Source organism: Curtobacterium sp. DN_7.5, from assembly GCF_022655355.1.
GTDB classification, from domain to species: domain Bacteria; phylum Actinomycetota; class Actinomycetes; order Actinomycetales; family Microbacteriaceae; genus Curtobacterium; species Curtobacterium luteum.
Map to the genome: position 1 here is coordinate 2,463,075 of NZ_CP093378.1, position 17,108 is coordinate 2,480,182.

The 17,108-nt window shown below is 71.3% G+C and carries 15 protein-coding genes; 6 read left to right on the top strand and 9 right to left on the bottom strand.

The window, feature by feature from the left end:
- Nucleotides 1-13: 13 nt before the first annotated feature.
- The 3 genes from rplJ to MON03_RS11260 all read right to left on the bottom strand — a co-directional run bounded on the left by rplJ (nt 14) and on the right by MON03_RS11260 (nt 3,066).
- Nucleotides 14-529 (bottom strand): 50S ribosomal protein L10, encoded by a 516-nt coding sequence (gene rplJ / locus MON03_RS11250; RefSeq protein ID WP_022904852.1) that lies wholly within the window; start codon nt 527-529, stop codon nt 14-16.
- Between the two features lie 292 nt (nt 530-821).
- Nucleotides 822-2,315, bottom strand: a complete 1,494-nt coding sequence (locus MON03_RS11255) for a sensor histidine kinase (protein WP_242088445.1) — start codon at nt 2,313-2,315, stop codon at nt 822-824.
- A gap of 10 nt (nt 2,316-2,325) precedes the next feature.
- On the bottom strand, nt 2,326-3,066 hold the full coding sequence (locus tag MON03_RS11260; RefSeq protein WP_031274250.1) for a response regulator transcription factor: 741 nt from the start codon (nt 3,064-3,066) through the stop codon (nt 2,326-2,328).
- A 127-nt stretch (nt 3,067-3,193) separates the two neighbouring features.
- Between MON03_RS11260 and MON03_RS11265 the strand changes: the two genes are divergently transcribed.
- The 5 genes from MON03_RS11265 to MON03_RS11285 all read left to right on the top strand — a co-directional run bounded on the left by MON03_RS11265 (nt 3,194) and on the right by MON03_RS11285 (nt 8,851).
- Entirely contained in the window at nt 3,194-4,219 is a 1,026-nt protein-coding gene (locus tag MON03_RS11265) for an acyl-CoA dehydrogenase family protein (RefSeq protein WP_242088447.1), read from the top strand.
- Nucleotides 4,213-5,598, top strand: coding sequence for a PIG-L family deacetylase (locus MON03_RS11270; protein WP_242088449.1), 1,386 nt, complete (start codon nt 4,213-4,215; stop codon nt 5,596-5,598). The genes MON03_RS11265 and MON03_RS11270 overlap by 7 nt, the downstream gene beginning before the upstream one ends.
- Before the next feature lie 71 nt (nt 5,599-5,669).
- Nucleotides 5,670-6,374, top strand: coding sequence for a glycosyltransferase family 2 protein (locus MON03_RS11275; protein ID WP_277927288.1), 705 nt, complete (start codon nt 5,670-5,672; stop codon nt 6,372-6,374).
- Nucleotides 6,375-6,461: 87 nt separating this feature from the next.
- Nucleotides 6,462-8,009 (top strand): ABC transporter permease, encoded by a 1,548-nt coding sequence (locus MON03_RS11280; RefSeq protein WP_242088451.1) that lies wholly within the window; start codon nt 6,462-6,464, stop codon nt 8,007-8,009.
- Between the two features lie 167 nt (nt 8,010-8,176).
- A complete protein-coding gene (locus MON03_RS11285) occupies nt 8,177-8,851 on the top strand; it encodes an ABC transporter ATP-binding protein (protein ID WP_031273864.1) in 675 nt (224 codons plus the stop codon).
- Nucleotides 8,852-9,036: 185 nt separating this feature from the next.
- Here the strand turns inward: MON03_RS11285 and MON03_RS11290 are convergent, their stop codons facing one another.
- The 6 genes from MON03_RS11290 to MON03_RS11315 all read right to left on the bottom strand — a co-directional run bounded on the left by MON03_RS11290 (nt 9,037) and on the right by MON03_RS11315 (nt 15,713).
- Entirely contained in the window at nt 9,037-9,975 is a 939-nt protein-coding gene (locus MON03_RS11290; protein ID WP_242088452.1) for a TolB family protein, read from the bottom strand.
- 347 nt (nt 9,976-10,322) lie between these two features.
- The gene (locus MON03_RS11295) at nt 10,323-11,162 is read right to left on the bottom strand and encodes a carbohydrate ABC transporter permease (protein WP_175329448.1); all 840 of its coding nucleotides are present in this window, start codon (nt 11,160-11,162) and stop codon (nt 10,323-10,325) included.
- Nucleotides 11,155-12,150 carry a carbohydrate ABC transporter permease gene (locus MON03_RS11300; RefSeq protein WP_022904432.1) on the bottom strand — a complete coding sequence of 332 codons (996 nt, stop codon included), beginning with the start codon at nt 12,148-12,150 and terminating at the stop codon, nt 11,155-11,157. Before MON03_RS11300 ends, MON03_RS11295 begins: the two co-directional genes overlap by 8 nt.
- Nucleotides 12,151-12,333: 183 nt before the next feature.
- Complete coding sequence (locus MON03_RS11305) at nt 12,334-13,635, bottom strand: ABC transporter substrate-binding protein (protein ID WP_022904430.1); 1,302 nt, start codon at nt 13,633-13,635, stop codon at nt 12,334-12,336.
- A gap of 81 nt (nt 13,636-13,716) precedes the next feature.
- The gene (locus MON03_RS11310) at nt 13,717-14,970 is read right to left on the bottom strand and encodes a Gfo/Idh/MocA family protein (RefSeq protein ID WP_242088453.1); all 1,254 of its coding nucleotides are present in this window, start codon (nt 14,968-14,970) and stop codon (nt 13,717-13,719) included.
- Nucleotides 14,967-15,713 carry a sugar phosphate isomerase/epimerase family protein gene (locus MON03_RS11315; protein ID WP_022904429.1) on the bottom strand — a complete coding sequence of 249 codons (747 nt, stop codon included), beginning with the start codon at nt 15,711-15,713 and terminating at the stop codon, nt 14,967-14,969. Before MON03_RS11315 ends, MON03_RS11310 begins: the two co-directional genes overlap by 4 nt.
- A gap of 144 nt (nt 15,714-15,857) precedes the next feature.
- On the opposite strand from MON03_RS11315, the gene MON03_RS11320 reads away from it, so the two are divergent.
- Nucleotides 15,858-17,084, top strand: coding sequence for an ROK family transcriptional regulator (locus tag MON03_RS11320; protein ID WP_022904428.1), 1,227 nt, complete (start codon nt 15,858-15,860; stop codon nt 17,082-17,084).
- Nucleotides 17,085-17,108: the final 24 nt, after the last annotated feature.

Here is a 17,108-nt window from a genome sequence, read left to right on the forward strand (position 1 = left end):
AACGCGTGCCCGATCAGGCCGCGGACTCCTGCTTCTCGCGGAGGGCGTCCACGGTGCGGACGGCCTGCGAGAGGGGTGCCTGGAACAGGTACGCAGCACCGAACAGCGAGGCCTTGAAGGCGCCGGCGAGCTTGCCGAGCAGGACTTCACGGGACTCGAGGTCGGCGAGCTTGTCCACCTCGGTCGCGGTGAGCGGGTTACCGTCGAAGTAACCGCCCTTCACCACGAGCTGGGGGTTCGCCTTGGCGAATGCACGCAGCGACTTCGCGACGGCGACGGTGTCACCGTGGACGAAGGCGAGAGCGGACGGACCGGCGAGCTCGTCGTCGAACGACGAGATGCCGGCGTTGTTCGCCGCGATCTTGGTCAGCGTGTTCTTCACCACGGCGTACGTGGCGTGCTCACGGATCGAGTTGCGGAGCTCCTTGAGCTGCGCGACCGTGAGACCGCGGTACTCGGTGAGCAGAACGGCGTTCGAGCTCTGGAATGCTTCCGTGAGCTCGGCGACCGCAGCTTCCTTGTTCGCCATGGTTCTCCTTGGGGTTTCTTGCCGGCAGCCCCAGGTCGATGGTCGTGACAAGCACGACCCTCACCACATGAAAAAAGCTCCGGCGCAGAGGCTCGGAGCTGCTCCCCCGCGAGCGGGTGGAGTGGTTCGGAACACCTGCGCGGGCTGCCTCACTCGGTGAGGACCTTCGCTTGCTGCGCGAGCGCAACAAGAACCGACGGTCTTTGGCTTCGAGCAGCGTAGCAGAGGTTGCGGACGACACCAAACACCGGTCGGGAGGCGCGGGGCGGGCCCGCACCGCGCCTCCCGTCCGTCAGCTGGTCGCGGGAGCGGCCTCGGGCGTCTCCGACCACTCGGCAGCCGCCGACGGCGGCGAGACCGGCAGGTGCACCGTGAACACGGTGTCGCCCGGCTCGCTCGTCACCTCGACCCGCCCGCCGTGCGCCTGCACGACCGCGTCGACGATGGCGAGCCCGAGGCCGGTCGACCCCACCGTGCGGGACCGCGAACTGTCCGCGCGGGCGAACCGCTCGAACAGCTTCGGGAGGAACTCGGGGTCGATGCCCTGACCGGTGTCGCGGACGGCAAGGTCCACGCCGTCACCGCTCCGGGCGATCCCGACCGTGATGCGCGTGCCCTCGGGCGTGTGGGTCCGCGCGTTCGTCACGAGGTTCACGATCACCTGGTGCAACCGCGCCGCATCACCGAGGACCTCGACCGGTTCCGACGGCACGTCGACCTCGATCACGTGGCCGGGCGAGGCCGCATGGGCGTCGTTCACCGCGTCGAGGACGAGCCCGGTGAGGTCCACGTCGTCGAACTGGATCTCCCGACCCTCGTCGAGCCGGGCGAGGAGGAGCAGGTCCTCGACCATGCTCGTCATCCGCTTCGACTCCGACTCGATGCGGCTCATCGCGTAGACGACGTCCTCCGGAAGGTCCGCGCCCATGCGTCGGGTGAGTTCGGCGTAGCCGCGCACCGAGGCGAGCGGTGTGCGGAGCTCGTGGGAGGCGTCCGCGACGAACTGCCGGACCTTCTGCTCCGAGCGCTCCCGTGCCTGCATCGCGCCGCCGATGTGCCCGAGCATGCGGTTGAACGCGGCTCCGACGCGCCCGACCTCGGTCCGGGGATCGGCGTCGGGCACCCGGACGTCCTGCAGGGCGTCGCTGCGTTCGAGGGGCATCCGGGCGACGGCCGACGCGGTCTCGGCGACCCGTTCGAGCGGCCGCAGCGCGCGCCGGACGACCACCGCGGCGACGACGGACCCGGCGACCAGCGCGGCACCCACCACGACGACGACGACGAGCAGCAGTGACCAGACGCTCTCGTACACCGGCGACATCGGCAGCCCGACCACGAGGACGGCGTTGCCGAGCGCGGGGTTGTCGACCTGGACCGCGGCGACCCGGTACTTCCCGAGGGTGCCACCGAGGTCGAGCGTCGCCGGGTCCACCCCGACCTTGACCTGCCCGAGGCGCTGCAGTTCGTCCGCGGTCAGCTGCGACCGGGAGCTGTCCTCGTTGATGACGATGCCGGCCGCGATGCCACCCGAACCGTAGTAGGCGGTCAACGTCCCCGCGGCCTGGCCGAGCGGTGCGAGGGCGTCGTCGTTCGGACGCTGGCCGCCCGGCTGCTGCTGGCCCTCGCCGAACTTCGTGCTGGCGCGGTCGGTGGCCTTGGACAGCTGGGAGTCGATCGTGCCGGTCTGGATGGACGCCAGGGCGATGATGCTGCCCGCACCGATCACCGCACTCACGGCCACCACGAGTGCGACGATGCTGAGCACCAGCCGGCGACGGAGCGTCACTGCGCTGCCCTCAGGACGTGGGCTTGATGACGTACCCGACACCGCGCACGGTGTGGATCATGGGGGTCTCCCCCGCGTCGATCTTCTTGCGCAGGTACGAGATGTAGATCTCGACGACGGAGCTCTTGCCGCCGAAGTCGTACGACCACACGCGGTCGAGGATCTGCGCCTTCGACAGCACGCGGCGGGGGTTCCGCATGAGGAAGCGGAGGAGCTCGAACTCCGTCGCGGTGAGCTCGATCGGGCGGCCGGCTCGCGAGACCTCGTAGGACTCCTCGTCGAGCACCAGGTCGCCGACGACGATGCGGGAGTCGCCGGCCTCGGAGATCGAGATCTGCGAACGACGGATGAGCCCGCGCAGGCGTGCCACGACCTCCTCCAGGGAGAACGGCTTCGTCACGTAGTCGTCGCCACCGGCCGTGAGCCCGGTGACGCGGTCCTCGACGGAGTCCTTCGCCGTGAGGAAGAGCACCGGGGTGTCGTCGTTGTTCTGGCGCAGGCGGCTGAGCACCTGCAGCCCGTCGAGGTCGGGCATCATCACGTCGAGCACCATCGCGTCGGGCTTCCACTCGCGCGCCGTGCTCAGGGCGTCCTGTCCGCCGTTCGCGCTCTTGACGTCCCAGCCCTCGTAGCGGAGCGCCATGGACAACAGGTCGGTGAGGCTGGCCTCGTCGTCGACGACGAGGATGCGCAACGGGGTTCCGTCGGCACGTGTGAGGCGCGGTGCTGCTGCGGGCTGGGAGATGGTCACGTCTTCGAGTATCGAGCGTTTCCTATGAGCGGTCTGAGACGGACCGCTGCGCGTTCTGTGGATCACGCATGAGACGGATAACGCGGACCCGGGCGGCCGCCCCGGGAACGCTCCGTACGGTGACCGCATGCTGCACTCCTCCGCATGGTCCGCGGCTGCGCGCGCCGTCGACGTCGACGACGCGGTCGGACCGGCCGGGAGGCACGGTGCGACCCCGGCGGAACGGCTGGCCGTCGCGCAGGCGGTCGCCGCCACCACGCCGACGCTGTCCGCGGGCACGGCCGGACCCGTCTTCGCCACGCTCGCCGCGCTCGCGGCGGTCGACGTCGCGCTGGCGCGCACCGTCGAGCCGCACCTCGACGCCCGCAGTGTCCTCGACCAGGCCGGTGTCCCCGTGCCCGACGGCTCGACCTGGGGCGTGTTCGCCGCCGAGGCGCCCGGGCTCCGTGTCGACGCCCACGCGACGGGCGACGGGACCGTCCGGCTCAGCGGGACGAAGCCGTGGTGCTCGCTCGCGTCGACGCTGAGCCACGCGCTCGTCACCGCGCACGCCGGGGACGAGCGGATCCTGGTCGCGGTCGACCTCCGGCACCCGGGCGTGACCGCGCACGACGACGTCTGGGTGGCCCGCGGCATGCCGGACGTCCCGAGCGGACCGGTCGACCTCGACGGCGTCCCGGGCTCGCTCGTCGGCGAGCCGGGCTGGTACCTCCGACGCCCGGGGTTCGCCTGGGGCGGGATCGGCGTCGCGGCCTGCTGGTGGGGCGGCGCCGTCGGCCTCGCCCGGGTGCTGCGGTCGCTCGCGGCGTCCCGACCGGGGTCCGAACTGCTGCAGGCCGCACTCGGCGCGACGGTCGCCGACCTCGCCGATGCGGAGGACGCGCTCGCGGACGCAGCGGCCCGCATCGACGCCGATCGCCCCGGGACGGACTGGGCGTTCGAGGCGCAGGTCGTCCGCGCCCGGGTCCGCCGTGCTGTCGACGCGGTCCGGCACCGGGTCGTGGCGACGATCGGCCCCGCACCGCTCACGGCCGACCCCGCGGTCGCTGCGCGGGTGGCCGACCTCGAGCTGTACGTGCTGCAGGACCACGGCGCCCGCGACCTCGCCCGAGCCGGCCGGATGGTGCTCGAACGCGGCGGTGTCGCATGGTGACCTTCGACCACCGGGAGCCCGGGACCGACCCGCAGCGGTGGACGACCCTCCTCGACGCGCTGACGCCGCAGGACGTCGCCCTCGACGGGTTCGCCTCGGTCGTCGTCGTCGCGCCGCACCCCGACGACGAGACGCTCGGCGCCGGTGGCCTCGTCGCGACCGCAGCTGCGCGGGCCGTGCCGGTCGAGGTCCTGCTCGTCAGCCGCGGCGAGCGCTCCCACCCCGACTCCCCCACCGTCGGCCCCGACGACCTCGCGGCGCGGCGTGACGAGGAGTTCCGGACGGCGTCGGCGGCGTTGCACCCGGGCGCGGTCGGGACGTCGCTCCGTGTCCCGGACGGTGCGCTGCGGGACCACCCCGACGTCCTCCGCGCGGCGCTCGACGAGCGGCTGTCGAGCGCGACCGGACAGGTCCTGCTCGTCGTCCCCTGGCGCGGCGACGGACACCGCGACCACCGGGTCGCCGGCGAGGTCGCCGAGGCCGTGGCCGCCGGTCACGACCACGTCACCGTGCTCGCGTACCCGGTCTGGGCCTGGCACTGGGACGACCCGGACGCCCCCGCGGCACCCTGGGACCGAGCCCGCGCGCTGGCGTTGTCGGCCGACGCGCTCGACCGGAAGCGGACCGCCCTCGCCGCGTACCGGTCGCAGACCCTCCCGCTCTCGCCGGCGCCGGGCGACGAGGCGATCGTCGACGAACGGCACGCAGCACACCACCTCCGGCGGACCGAGTGGTACTTCCCCGTGGACGCGGCGCCGTCCTCACGTCCGCTCGCGCGCTCGCGCTCGCGCTCGCGGGAGTCGTTCGACGCCCACTACGCCCGAAAGCCCGAGGGGTGGGACTTCGACGGCTCCTGGTACGAGCGCCGGAAGCGTGCGGTCACGCTCGCGGCCCTGCCGCGCGAGCGGTACCGGTCGGCGCTCGAGCTCGGGTGCGCGACGGGGGTGCTGACCGCGGCGATCGCTGGACGAGCAGACCAGGTGCTCGGCACGGACATCTCCGAGGCGCCGCTCGCTCAGGCCCGGGAACGTGCTCCGGGCGCTCGGTTCGTGCGGGCCGCGCTCCCGGAGGACTGGCCCGAGGGTCGCTTCGACCTCGTCGTGCTCTCCGAGATCGGCTACTACCTGAGTCCCGCTGACCTCGACCGCACGATCGACCGGGTCCTGGGCGCGCTCGACGACGACGGTGTCCTCGTCGCCTGCCACTGGCGGCACCCCGACGACGAGGCCGTGACCGACGGCGACACCGTCGACGCGCGGCTCACGGAGCGGTGGCCCCGACCGGCTCTCGTCCGCCACGTCGAGGAGGACTTCGTGCTGAGCGTGTTCCCCGGCCCGTCCACGCCCTCCGTCGCGCGGGCCGACGGGCTCGTCCGGTGAGCCCCGCTCGTCGGGAGAACCCCGCTCGTCCGGTGAGCCCCGCTCGTCCGGCGCCCCGCGTCGACGTGGTGGTGCCTGCCCACGACGAGGTGGACACCATCGCGGCCTGCGTCGACGCGCTCGCAGCGGCGGTGCGGACGCTCCGGCGCGAGCGACCGGGCGTCGACGTCGGCGTGACGGTGGTCCTCGACGGATGCACAGATCGGACCGCCGAGGTCGTCGCCGACCGGATCGCGGACGACGACACGTGGCGACGGACCCCGCTCGACGTCGTGGACACCGGCCCACGGCCCGTCGGGGTCGGGCGCGCCCGGAGCCTCGGCGTCGCGCACGTCCTGCGGGCCGCCGGTCCGACCGGGACGCACTGGACGGCCCACACCGACGCGGACTCCCGCGTGCACGGGTCGTGGCTCGTCCAGCAGGCCGACGCCCTCGCCGCCGGTGCACACGTGCTCGTGGGCGCCGTCGAGCCGGAGCCCGACGACCTCGACCCCGACGTCCTGTGTCGCTGGCGGGTCGCGCACCCGCCCGGCGCGACGCTCGGGCACGTCCACGGCGCCAACCTCGGGGTGCGGGTGGACGCGTACCTGGGCTCGGGCGGCTTCGACCCGGTCCCCGAGCACGAGGACGTCCGACTCGTCACACGGGCCCGAGCGCTCGGGTTCGACGTTCGCGCCACCACGGCGTTCCCGGTGGTGACGAGCGGTCGGTTCGTCGGTCGGACGCCCGGGGGCTACGCCGAGCACCTCCGCGTGACGTACGGCGACGCCGGCTGAGGCCTCATCGGATCGTCTTGGGTTCCGGCAGCGCTGCTCATCGACTCGCTCCCTACGGTCTCCTCGTCCCCAACACCGAGGAGAACCATGTTCCTGACCTACCTCAGGCGCGAGCTCACGAACCGCCGGAAGCAGACGGTCATCATCGCCGTCGGCATGGCGCTCGCGATCGCCCTGGTCGTCATCGTGTCGTCGATCGCGAGCGGGGTGAAGGCGGCGCAGTCGAGCGTCCTGCAGTCCGTGTACGGCGTCGGCACCGACATCACGATCACGAAGACCGAACAGCCGACGTCGTCGAGCACCGGCCGGCCGTCCTTCGACTTCGGCAGTCGCTCGGGCAGCGACAGCGGGTCGACCGACCTGTCGCAGTCGCGTCTGGCGGTCGCCCGCGGGTCGAGCACGCTGAACGCGTCGAACCTCGCGACCGTCACGGCGACCACCGGCGTGAAGGCGGCGACGGGCGTGCTGGCGCTCGAGAACACGACCTTCTCGGGGCAGGTGCAGCAGGGCAGCAGCAGCTCCGACAGCAGCAGCTCTGGTGGTTCGGCGTCGGGCAGCACCGACGCCGGTTCGTCGGACAGCAGCACGCAGCAGGGACCGCCGAGCGGCGGTGGATTCGGCGGCGGCTCGTTCAACGTCGACTCCTTCACCGTCACGGGCATCCCGGTGTCGGGCGACGCGGTCGGTCCGCTCACGAGCACCGAGATCACGAAGGGCCGCTCGTTCACGGCGAAGGACGCCGGCAAGGACGTCGTCGTGCTCGACAGCGCCTACGCGAAGAGCGAGGACAAGGCCGTCGGGGACACACTCGAGATCGGCGGCACGAAGTTCACCGTCATCGGGATCGTCGCGTCCACCGGGTCCTCGAGCACCACGGGCTCGAACACCTACGTCCCGCTCGACACCGCGCAGTCGTTGGCCGACCTCGACGGCAAGGTGACGTCGATCTACGTCTCCGCGGAGTCCTCGTCCGACGTCAGCACCATCAAGTCCGCGCTGCAGCAGAAGCTCAGCAGCGCCACCGTCTCGACCGAGGCGGACCTCGCCTCGAGCGTCTCCGGTTCGCTGAGCACCGCGTCGAGCCTCGTGTCGAACCTCGGCACCTGGTTGTCGATCGTCGTCCTCGCGGCGGCGTTCCTCATCGCGATCCTCTTCACGATCTCCGGCGTGACCCGGCGCACCCGGGAGTTCGGCACCCTCAAGGCGATCGGCTGGTCGAACGGCCGCATCACCCGGCAGGTCGCCGGCGAGTCGCTCGTCCAGGGCCTCATCGGCGGCGTGATCGGTGCGGCGGCGGGCTTGATCGGCATCCTCGTCGTCAACGTCATCGCCCCGACCATCTCGGCGAGCGCCTCGACCTCCACCCGCGGTGGGACGGGTGGCGGCATGCCCGGGGGCGCGGCGACCGCGGCTGCGGGCAGCGGAACGACCGGCGGCGCACCGGCCGGCGGCTTCGGCGGCGGGGCGGCCAGCACGGCGAGCACGACCGACGTGGTCCTCCACGCCCCCGTGACGGTCGAGGTGATCCTGCTCGCCATCGGGCTCGCGGTCCTCGGTGGGCTGCTCGCCGGTGCCCTCGGCGGCTGGCGTGCGAGCCGGCTCCGCCCGGCCGAGGCGCTGCGGAGCGTGGCCTGATGCCCGGACCGACACGCGACACGACCACCCCGACGCACGACGCGACCGACCCGACCACGACGCACGACGCAACCCCGACGCACGACGCGACCGAACCGACAGGAGCACCCGTGACCACCCCGGCGACCGCAGCCTCCACGGCGGGGGCGAACCGCGCCTCCAGTCCGATCTACCGGCTGCAGAACGTGAGCAAGACGTACAAGCAGAAGAACCGGACCGTCACCGCGTTGACGAACGTCGACCTCACGATCCCGCAGGGGCAGCTCGTGGCGATCCAGGGGCCGACCGGCGGCGGGAAGTCGACCCTCCTCCAGATGCTCGGGGCGCTCGACCGGCCGAGTGCCGGGAGCGTCCTCCTCGGCGAACACGACGTCGCGAAGCTCGGGGACGGGGCACTCACGGACCTCCGGGCGACGGAGATCGGGTTCGTCTTCCAGAGCTTCAACCTCATCCCGACGCTCACCGCGCTCGAGAACGTCGAGACGGCGTTCGCGGGCTCGCTCGCGAACCGGTCCAAGGACGAGGTCCGCTCGCGTGCCACGGCCGCGCTGCAGGAGGTCGGGCTCGGCGAGCGCCTGGACCACCTGCCGGCGGAGTTGTCCGGCGGGCAGCAGCAACGGGTGGCGATCGCACGGGCGCTCGTGAAGAACCCGTCGGTGCTCCTCGCGGACGAGCCGACCGGTGCGCTCGACGAGGGGACGCGCGACGAGATCATGGGGATCATCGAGCGGCAGTGGAAGGAGCGCGGGCTGACCGTGGTCATCGTGACGCACGACTCGTGGGTGGCCCGCCGCGCCGAACGTCGGCTGCACATCAAGCAGGGGCTGGTGCGCGAGGTGTAGCGGGCATGCCGGTGCGCTGCCGAGACTCGGCTCAGCGGACGGTTCCGTGGCCCCGACGCCGCGGAACCGTCCGTGGGGCCGAGTCTCGGTCTCCCGGGCCCGCGCGGCCTCCGCGCCGCTCGGTCTCCCGGGCCCGCGCAGCCCCCGCGCCGCTGGGTCCCCCGGGCCCGCGCAGCCTCCGCGCCCTACGGCGCGACCGGGTAGTCGCAGTACGCGAACCACCGCGAGTCCGGCGACCACGGCGGCACGTTGACCGTCCCCTGTCCTCCGTCGAGCGTCACGAGGGTCTCCGGCTCGACCGCGATCCGGGCTCCCCGCACGAGGGCTCCGGGGAGCAGCCGCAGCTCGACGCGGTGGTCGGCCGGGTGTCCCTGCACGCCCGGCTCGTACGACAGGTACAGCAGGTGCGATCCGTCCGGCGAGAGGTGCGGGAACCAGTTCACCCGGTCGTCGTTCGTGATCCGCACCGGGTCGGCGTGCCCCGGCCAGACGGTCGCGAGCTGCGCCGTCCCCGGTGTGAAGCGCTCCGTGTTGAACAGCCAGATGCCGCCGACCGGCGTGATCGTGCAGCCGTCGTCCGGGAAGGCGTCACGCGTGAGGAACGTCGGCTCTCCGGTCATGGGGTCGACGCTCGCCACGTTGGTGGTCCAGACGCCGTCCTCGGTGCGCTCCCCCACGATCGCCGCCAGGGCGCTGCCGTCCGGAGCGATGCCGTGCAGGTAGAACTTCCGTTTCGTCGGGAGCGCGGCCGTCGTGTCGGTCAGCTGCTCCGCGGAGCCACCGTCGGGCAGCGGCACCCGGTAGAGCTCACCGTTGCGAGCACTCACCACGACCGAGCCGTCGGAGGGGTCGAGCACGTGGTCGTTGTTGATCTCCGGGACGCCTGGCATCGGGACCGGCACGAGCGCGGTCTCGTCGAGCACGGTCCCCACCGGCGGGAGCGGCAGCAGCCAGAGGTCGCCACCGCCGTTGAGCAGGACCCGGCCGTCGTCGAGGACGTTCGGCGCCTCGACGAGGACGCGGTCGCTCGCGAACACGAGCCGTCCCTCGCGGGCCTCGACGTCGTACACGTGCACACGGGAGGTCTGGCCGGGCAGCAGCTGCCGCCCACGGGTCTCGCTCATCTGTCCATCCTGTCGGTTCGGTCGGTGGTGCGCGCGGCCCGAGCCTCGTCTCACGCGACCCGAGTCTCGGCCCGCGCCGCGAGTCTCGGCTCGCGCGGCGCGAGTCTCGGCCCGCGCGACCGGAGTCTCGGGCTGAGCGACCCGAGTCTCGGGCTGAGCGACGTTGTTCGGGCACGGAGCCGCGAGAACGGTCGCCCGCCGCGAGTCTCGGCCCGCGCCGCGCGGTCTCGGCCCGCGCCGCGAGACTCGCGGAGCACGACGCGAGTCTCGGCCCGCGCCGCGCGGGGACCGCCGGGAGGCGCGGTGCGGGTCCGACCCGCACCGCGCCTCCCGGCGGGTGGTCGCGCCTACTTCACCGCACCGGCGGTCAGACCCGCCACGAACTGGCGCTGCACGATGAGGAACGCGATCACCACGGGGACCGACACCACGAGCGACGCCGCCATGATCTGGTTCCAGTACACGTTCGTCTGCGTCGAGTACTGCTGCAGACCGTTCGCGAGCAGCTGCCCGTCGCCGTTCGTCATCACCGAGGCGAAGAGCACCTCACCCCAGGCGGTCATGAACGAGTAGATGCCGACGGCCACGAGCCCCGGACGGGCCGACGGCAGGATCACCCGGAACAGGGCACCCATCGGACCGGAGCCGTCCACCATCGCGGCCTCGTCGAGTTCACGCGGGATGGTCTCGAAGTAGCCCGCGAGCATCCAGATCGAGAACGGCAGCGTGAACGTCAGGTAGGTGATGATCAGGCCGGTCCACGACCCGACGAGCTGGATGCCGAGCGTGTTGCCGAGGTTCGTGAAGATGAGGAACAGCGGCAGCAGGAACAGCACGCCGGGGAACATCTGGGTCGACAGCACCGCGGTGGTGAACGTGCTCTTGCCCTTGAAGTTCCACCGCGAGACCCCGTAGGCGGCGAACGTGGCGATGATGAGCGAGAACAGCGTCGCGACCGTGCAGACCACGAGCGAGTTGACGAAGTACTTCGCCAGCGGGACGGTCGACCACATGTCGATGAACGGCTGGAACGTGATCGTCGACGGGATCCACGTGAAGTTGTCCTGGACGTCGCCGAGCGGCTTCATGGCCGTCGTGATCATGACGTAGAGCGGGACGACCGTGAACAGCGTCAGCAGGACGATGGTGACGATCTTGAACGACTTGGCGCCGACTGTCTCACGCACGGACGGACCTCCGGTTGGTCACGGCGAGGTAGATGCCCGTGACGATGAGCAGGAAGATGAGGAGCAGGACGCTCATCGCAGCCCCGGAGCCGAAGTTCCAGGTGATGAACGACGCGTTGTAGATGTGGAAGCTCAGCAGGTCCGCTGCCGGGGGCTGCGCGGTCGAGCCGAAGAGGACGTACGGCGTGTTGAAGTCGTTGAACGTCCAGAGGAACATCACGAGCACCAGGGTCACGTTGACGGGACGGACCATCGGCAGCGTGATCGAGCGCCACTGGCGGAACGGCTTCGCACCGTCGACCGACGCTGCCTCGTAGACGTCGTTCGGCACGGACTGCAGGCCGGCCATCAGCATGAGGAAGGCGAACGGCCAGGTCTTCCAGATCGCGACGACGACGACCGAGACGAAGGCGTTCGACCCGATGAGCCAGAACGGTCCCTGGCCGCTGAAGAGGTGCAGCTGGTCGACGAGGACGTGGTTGATCGCGCCGGAGTCACGCTGGAACATGAACTTCCAGGTGATGATGCCCGCGTACATCGGGAGCGCGTACGGCACGAGGAAGAGCGTGCGGAAGAGGCCGCGGCCCCTGAACGGCTTCTGCAGCGCGACCGCCGCCGCCATCCCGAACGTCCAGGACAGGCCGACCACCAGGATCGTGAACGCGCAGGTGATGAGGAACGAGTTCAGGACGCCCTGGCCGATCGCCTGGTCGAAGTCGATCGCGACCGAGTAGTTCCGGAGCCCGGCGAAGGGAGCGGCACCCCAGTTCGCGATGAAGTACTTGGTGAGCTGCATGAACGAGATCCAGATGCCGGTGAGCATCGGGACGATGTGGATGAGCAGCTCGAACAGGATCGCCGGGGCGACGAGCGCGTACGGCAGCCAGTGCCGCTTGGGCTTCCGACCCGGTTGCGGCCCCGACAGCGTCGGGGCCTTCGTGCGGGTCAGGTCGAGGCGCTCGGAGTCCGGCAGGACCGAGGTGGACATGGCAAGCCTTTCGGCGGAGAGGAGGATCGGGTGCGTCGCGCGGATCGGGGCAGCGGCCGTGGCCGTGGCCGTGGGGAGGCGCGGCATGCGTGAGCCGATCGGCTCACTCCCGGCGGGTGGCCGGGTGTGGAGGGGCGAGGCCCGGGACGCGTCCTGCGGACGCGCCCCGGGCCTCCAAGCCGACTAGCCGACCGACTGCGAGACCTGGTCCTGCGCGGTCTGCAGCGCCGTCTTGATGTCGTTGTCGGACACCGTGCCGCCGGTCGCGATCTTGGCGAACATGTCGTTCATCGCCTTGCCGACGGTGGACTCGAACTGATCCTCGGCGGGCACCAGCGGGAGCGGCTTCGCCTTGTTGTTGTAGATGTCGAGGAACGTCTTCGTCTGCTCGTCGGTGACCGAGTCGGCAGCGGAGGCGAGCACCGGCAGGGCCGAGTACGGCTTGTCGAGCGTGGCCTGCGTGTCAGCGCTCGTCATGTACTTGACGAACTTCAGGGCGCCGTCCTTGTTCTTCGTGTTCTTGAAGATCGACAGGTTGATGCCGGCCGGGAAGGACGCGATGTCCGTCTCGCCCTCCGGCGCCGGGAAGGGCACGACGCCGAAGTCGTCCGTGCTCATGCCGTTCGACGTGATCGTGCTGTTCGCGTTGTTCTGCGTCAGCATCATCGCGGCCTTCTTGTTCGCGAAGTCCGAGACCGCCTGCGTGCCGTTGTCGTACTGCGCGTTCGAGGTGTTGACGACCTTGTCGCTCTGCATGAGGTCGAGGTAGCGCTTGATGCCGTCGACGTTCGCCTGCTGCGTGAAGGTGGGCTTGCCGTCCTTGTCGAACCACTCGCCGCCGTTCTGCGCCGAGTTGATGAAGGCGAAGTGCGAGTTCTCGGTGTACGAACCACCGGCGATGGTGAAGCCGTACTTGCCGCCCGTGGTCAGCTTCTTGGCGTCGGTGACGAGGTCCTCCCACGTCGTCGGCGCCTCGAGGCCGGCGTCCTTGAACATCTGCTTGTTGTAGTACAGGCCGTACGCGAGGCCGTAGAGCGGGACGCTCGTGACGGTCTTGCCGGGAGCGCCACCGGTCGAGAGTGCGACCTTGCCGAACTTGTCGGCCCCGCCGATCGCCTTCATCTCCGAGTCGCCAAACTCCTGGAAGGCGCCCGTGGCCTGGAGCGAGGTCGCCCAGGTGTTGCCGATGTTGACCACGTCCGGGCCCTGGCCCGAGGTGACGGCGGTGGTGATCTTGGTCTGCAGGTCGTTCCACCCGATGACCTGGAGGTTGACCTTGATCCCGGTCTCCTTCGTGAACTTCTCGAGGACGGGGGTCAGCACCTCCTTGTCGTTCTGGAGGGAGGTGCCCTGGTTCGACGCCCAGTACGTGAGCGTCTTGGAGTCGCCGGACGAACCGGAGCCTCCGGAGGAGCAGGCTGCGAGGCCGGTCACGGTGAGTGCCGCGGCCGCGGTGATGGCCAGTGCGCGGATGGCAGTGCGCATGACTCTCTACTTTCTCGTCGTTGAGATGGTGCAGGGATGGTGCGTGTCGGGTGCTGCTGTGTGCGGCGCGTCCCCTGGCGATCAGGCCAGGGTCGACTCCGCGGGGTCCCAGCCCTCGGGGAGGGTCGGGGAGGGGTCGACGGTGCTCTCGACGAGCACCGGCTCCCCACGTTCGGCGCTCTCGGCGATGGAGACCATCACGTCGAGGACGTGGAAGGCGAGGGCACCGGGGACCCGGTTGCCGACGCCGGCACGGATGGACCGGGCGAGGTCGACCACGCCCGTGCCGCGCGAGTAGGTGGAGCCGACCGCGGGGATCGTCTCGGGCTCCTCGGCACCCGCCGCGTACAGCTCGGTGTCGCCGTCGAACTCGTTCGGGTCGGGGAACACGACCGTGCCGGTCTCCCCCGCGATCTCGACGAAGCCGGTGCGGCCGCGCGTCGACTCGAACGAGAACACGCTCTGCGCGCTGCCGCCGCCCTCGAACTCGATGAGCGCGGAGTGGTTCGTCGGGACCTCGACCGGGAACTCGGTCCCCGCCTTCGGACCGGAGCCGATCACCCGGGTCGCGCGGGCCTTGGACGCGGTCGCCGTGACCTTCGACACCGGGCCGAAGACCTGCACGAGCGTCGTCAGGTAGTACGGGCCGATGTCGAACAGCGGCCCGGCGCCGACCGCGAACAGGAACTCCGGGCTCGGGTGCCACGACTCCGGACCCGGGCTCTGGAACAGCGTCAAGCCGTTGAGCGGTGCACCGACGCGGCCGTCCCGGATGGTGCGCAGCGCGGTCTGGAGTCCGGCGCCGAGGAAGGTGTCCGGGGCGACGCTGACCGTCGTGCCGGCCGCGACCGCGGCGTCGCGGAGCTGCGTGGCGCTCTCCCGGTCGAGCGCGTACGGCTTCTCGCCCCACACGTGCTTGCCGGCGGCGAGGATCTGCTGCGCGACCTCGACGTGCGCGGCCGGGATCGTCAGGTTCACGACGATCTCGATGTCGTCGTGGGCGAGGAGCTCCTCGACCGTGCCGGAACCGGGCACGCCCCACTTCTCGGCCTGGGCGGCGGCGCGCGGCAGGTCGATGTCGGCGATGAAGAGCAAGCGCACGTCGGGGAAGACCGTCAGGTTCGACAGGTACTGGTCCGAGATGACCCCGGCGCCGATGACGCCGACGCCGACCGGACCGGTACGGCGTGCGCCGTCGGCGGCCGTCGTGGTGTCGGCCGTCGTGGTGTCGGCCGGAGCCGCGTTCGCCGCGGTGTCGGCCGTCGTGGTGTCGGCCGTCGTGGTGTCGGCCGTCGTGGTGTCGGCCGGAGCCGCGTTCGCCGCGGTGTCGGTCATGCGCGGACCCCCTGCAGGAAGGTGTACGAGTCGGCCACGGCCTGGAAGACGTCGCCCTCGTGGTCGTCGAGCTCCACGACGTGCAGGGCGTCCGGCGCAGCCGCGAGGATCTCGCGGACCGGCATGATCCCGTCGCCCACGGCGACCTGCTTGGTGTCGTCGTGCGACCCGTCGCCGTCCTTGACGTGGAGGAACTGCACCTTGTCGCCGTACTTCCCGATGACCGCCACCGGGTCGTCCCCGCCGACCGTGACCCAGTACGTGTCGAGCTCCAGCACGACGTCGTCGGACAGAGCGTCGGCGAAGACCTCGTAGGCGGAGACGCCGTCGATGCGGTTCGAGAACTCGAACGCGTGGTTGTGGTAGCCGAGGGTCAGGCCGTGGTCCGCGGCCCGGGGGGCGAGGGCGCTCAGCTCCCGGGCGATCGCCTCCACGTCCTCGCGGGTGGTCCAGCGGGCCTCGTCGATGTGCGGGTCGATGAGGGTGGTCATCCCGGCCGTCACGCTCGCGTGGAAGATCGCCTCGAGGTCCTGCTCGCCGGCGTCCAGCAGGCGTGCGTGGCCGCTCGGGGCGGCCAGTCCGGCGGCGGCGAGCGCGTCGCGGAGCTCGGGCGCACGGTCGACGTAGCCGAAGAGTTCGACGTTCGTGTAGCCGATGTCGGCGATGCGCTGCAGCGTGCCGGGCAGGTCGGCCGAGAGGGCATCGCGGACGGTGTAGAGCTGGACCGAGAGCGGTTGGGTCACCAGGAGGTCTCCTCGTCGAGATGGTGCGGTCGTCACTGACCGATCGTCACACTATGGCCACTTCTGTCGACGGTCAAGCAGAAGTTGCGCTGACTTCGACGGACTTCGTTGCGCGCGCTGTTCGATGTGTGCTCTACTCGCCGCATGGTCGACTTGACACGGACGGCAGCGTCGCCGCCGGTCGGGACGAGCGAGCTCTTCCAGATCCTCCGCGACGGCGTGCCGCGGACCCGGGCCGAACTCGCCGCCCTGACGGGACTCGCACGCTCGACGATCGGCGTGCGCCTGGACGCCCTCATCGAAGTCGGACTCGTCGGCCCGGTGCAGACCGCGGCCTCGACCGGTGGGCGGCCGCCCGCCCAGGTGGCCCTCGTGCCGCGAGCCCGGCTCGTGGTCGCCGCCGACCTCGGAGCGTCGCACGGCCGGGTGGCGGTCACCGACCTCACCGGGGCGCCGCTGGCGACCCGGGAGGCCCGGATCGACATCGCCGCCGGCCCCGTCCCGACGCTCTCCTGGCTCGTGTCGGTCATCGACGAGCTCCTCGACGAGGTCGACCGCGCCCGCGACGACGTCATCGCGATCGGGATCGGCGTGCCCGGCCCGGTCGAGTTCTCCACCGGGCGTCCGGCGAACCCGCCGATCATGCCCGGCTGGGACGGCTTCGACGTGCCCGGCTGGCTGCGGGAGCACGTCGCCGCCCACGTCCTGCTCGACAACGACGTGAACATCGCCGCCCTCGGTGAACGGCAACGCGGGTGGACCGACGTCGACCACCTGCTCTTCGTCAAGGTGGCCACCGGCATCGGCTCGGGCATCGTCTCGGACGGCGTCCTGCAGCGCGGCGCCCAGGGCACGGCGGGCGACATCGGACACGTCCGGGTGAGCCGCGCCGAGGACATCCCCTGCCACTGCGGGAACACCGGCTGCCTCGAGGCCGTCGCCTCCGGTCCGGCGATCGCGCGGGCGCTCCGGGCGAAGGGCCGGGACGCGCACACGAGCGGCGACGTCGTCGACCTCGTCGCCCGGGCCGACCTCGACGCCATCGCGGCGGTCCGACAGGCCGGCCGGGACATCGGCGAGGTGCTGGCGACGTGCGTGTCGCTGATGAACCCGTCGGTGATCGTGCTCGGTGGCTCGGTCACCCGAGCCGGCGAGCACCTCCTCGCCGGCGTCCGCGAGGTCGTGTACTCCCGCTCGATGCCGCTCGCCACGGAGCACCTCGTCATCGCGCAGTCACGCGCCGGCGCCCACGCGGCCCTCCACGGGGCCGCGGCACTGGCCATCGGCTACGCGCTCTCCCCCGCGGGCGTCGACGAGCTCGTCGCGTTCGCCGAGGGACGGGCGCTCGCGTCCCGACCGCTGGTGTCCTGACCACTGGTGTCCCGACCGCTGGTG

Coding starts and splice junctions, on each gene's coding strand:
- rplJ (WP_022904852.1), bottom strand. CDS start 529: ATGGCGAACAAGGAAGCTGCGGTCGCCGAGCTCACGGAAGCATTCCAG.
- MON03_RS11265 (WP_242088447.1), top strand. CDS start 3,194: ATGCTGCACTCCTCCGCATGGTCCGCGGCTGCGCGCGCCGTCGACGTC.
- MON03_RS11270 (WP_242088449.1), top strand. CDS start 4,213: ATGGTGACCTTCGACCACCGGGAGCCCGGGACCGACCCGCAGCGGTGG.
- MON03_RS11280 (WP_242088451.1), top strand. CDS start 6,462: ATGTTCCTGACCTACCTCAGGCGCGAGCTCACGAACCGCCGGAAGCAG.
- MON03_RS11290 (WP_242088452.1), bottom strand. CDS start 9,975: ATGAGCGAGACCCGTGGGCGGCAGCTGCTGCCCGGCCAGACCTCCCGT.
- MON03_RS11300 (WP_022904432.1), bottom strand. CDS start 12,150: ATGTCCACCTCGGTCCTGCCGGACTCCGAGCGCCTCGACCTGACCCGC.
- MON03_RS11305 (WP_022904430.1), bottom strand. CDS start 13,635: ATGCGCACTGCCATCCGCGCACTGGCCATCACCGCGGCCGCGGCACTC.
- MON03_RS11310 (WP_242088453.1), bottom strand. CDS start 14,970: ATGACCGACACCGCGGCGAACGCGGCTCCGGCCGACACCACGACGGCC.
- MON03_RS11320 (WP_022904428.1), top strand. CDS start 15,858: ATGGTCGACTTGACACGGACGGCAGCGTCGCCGCCGGTCGGGACGAGC.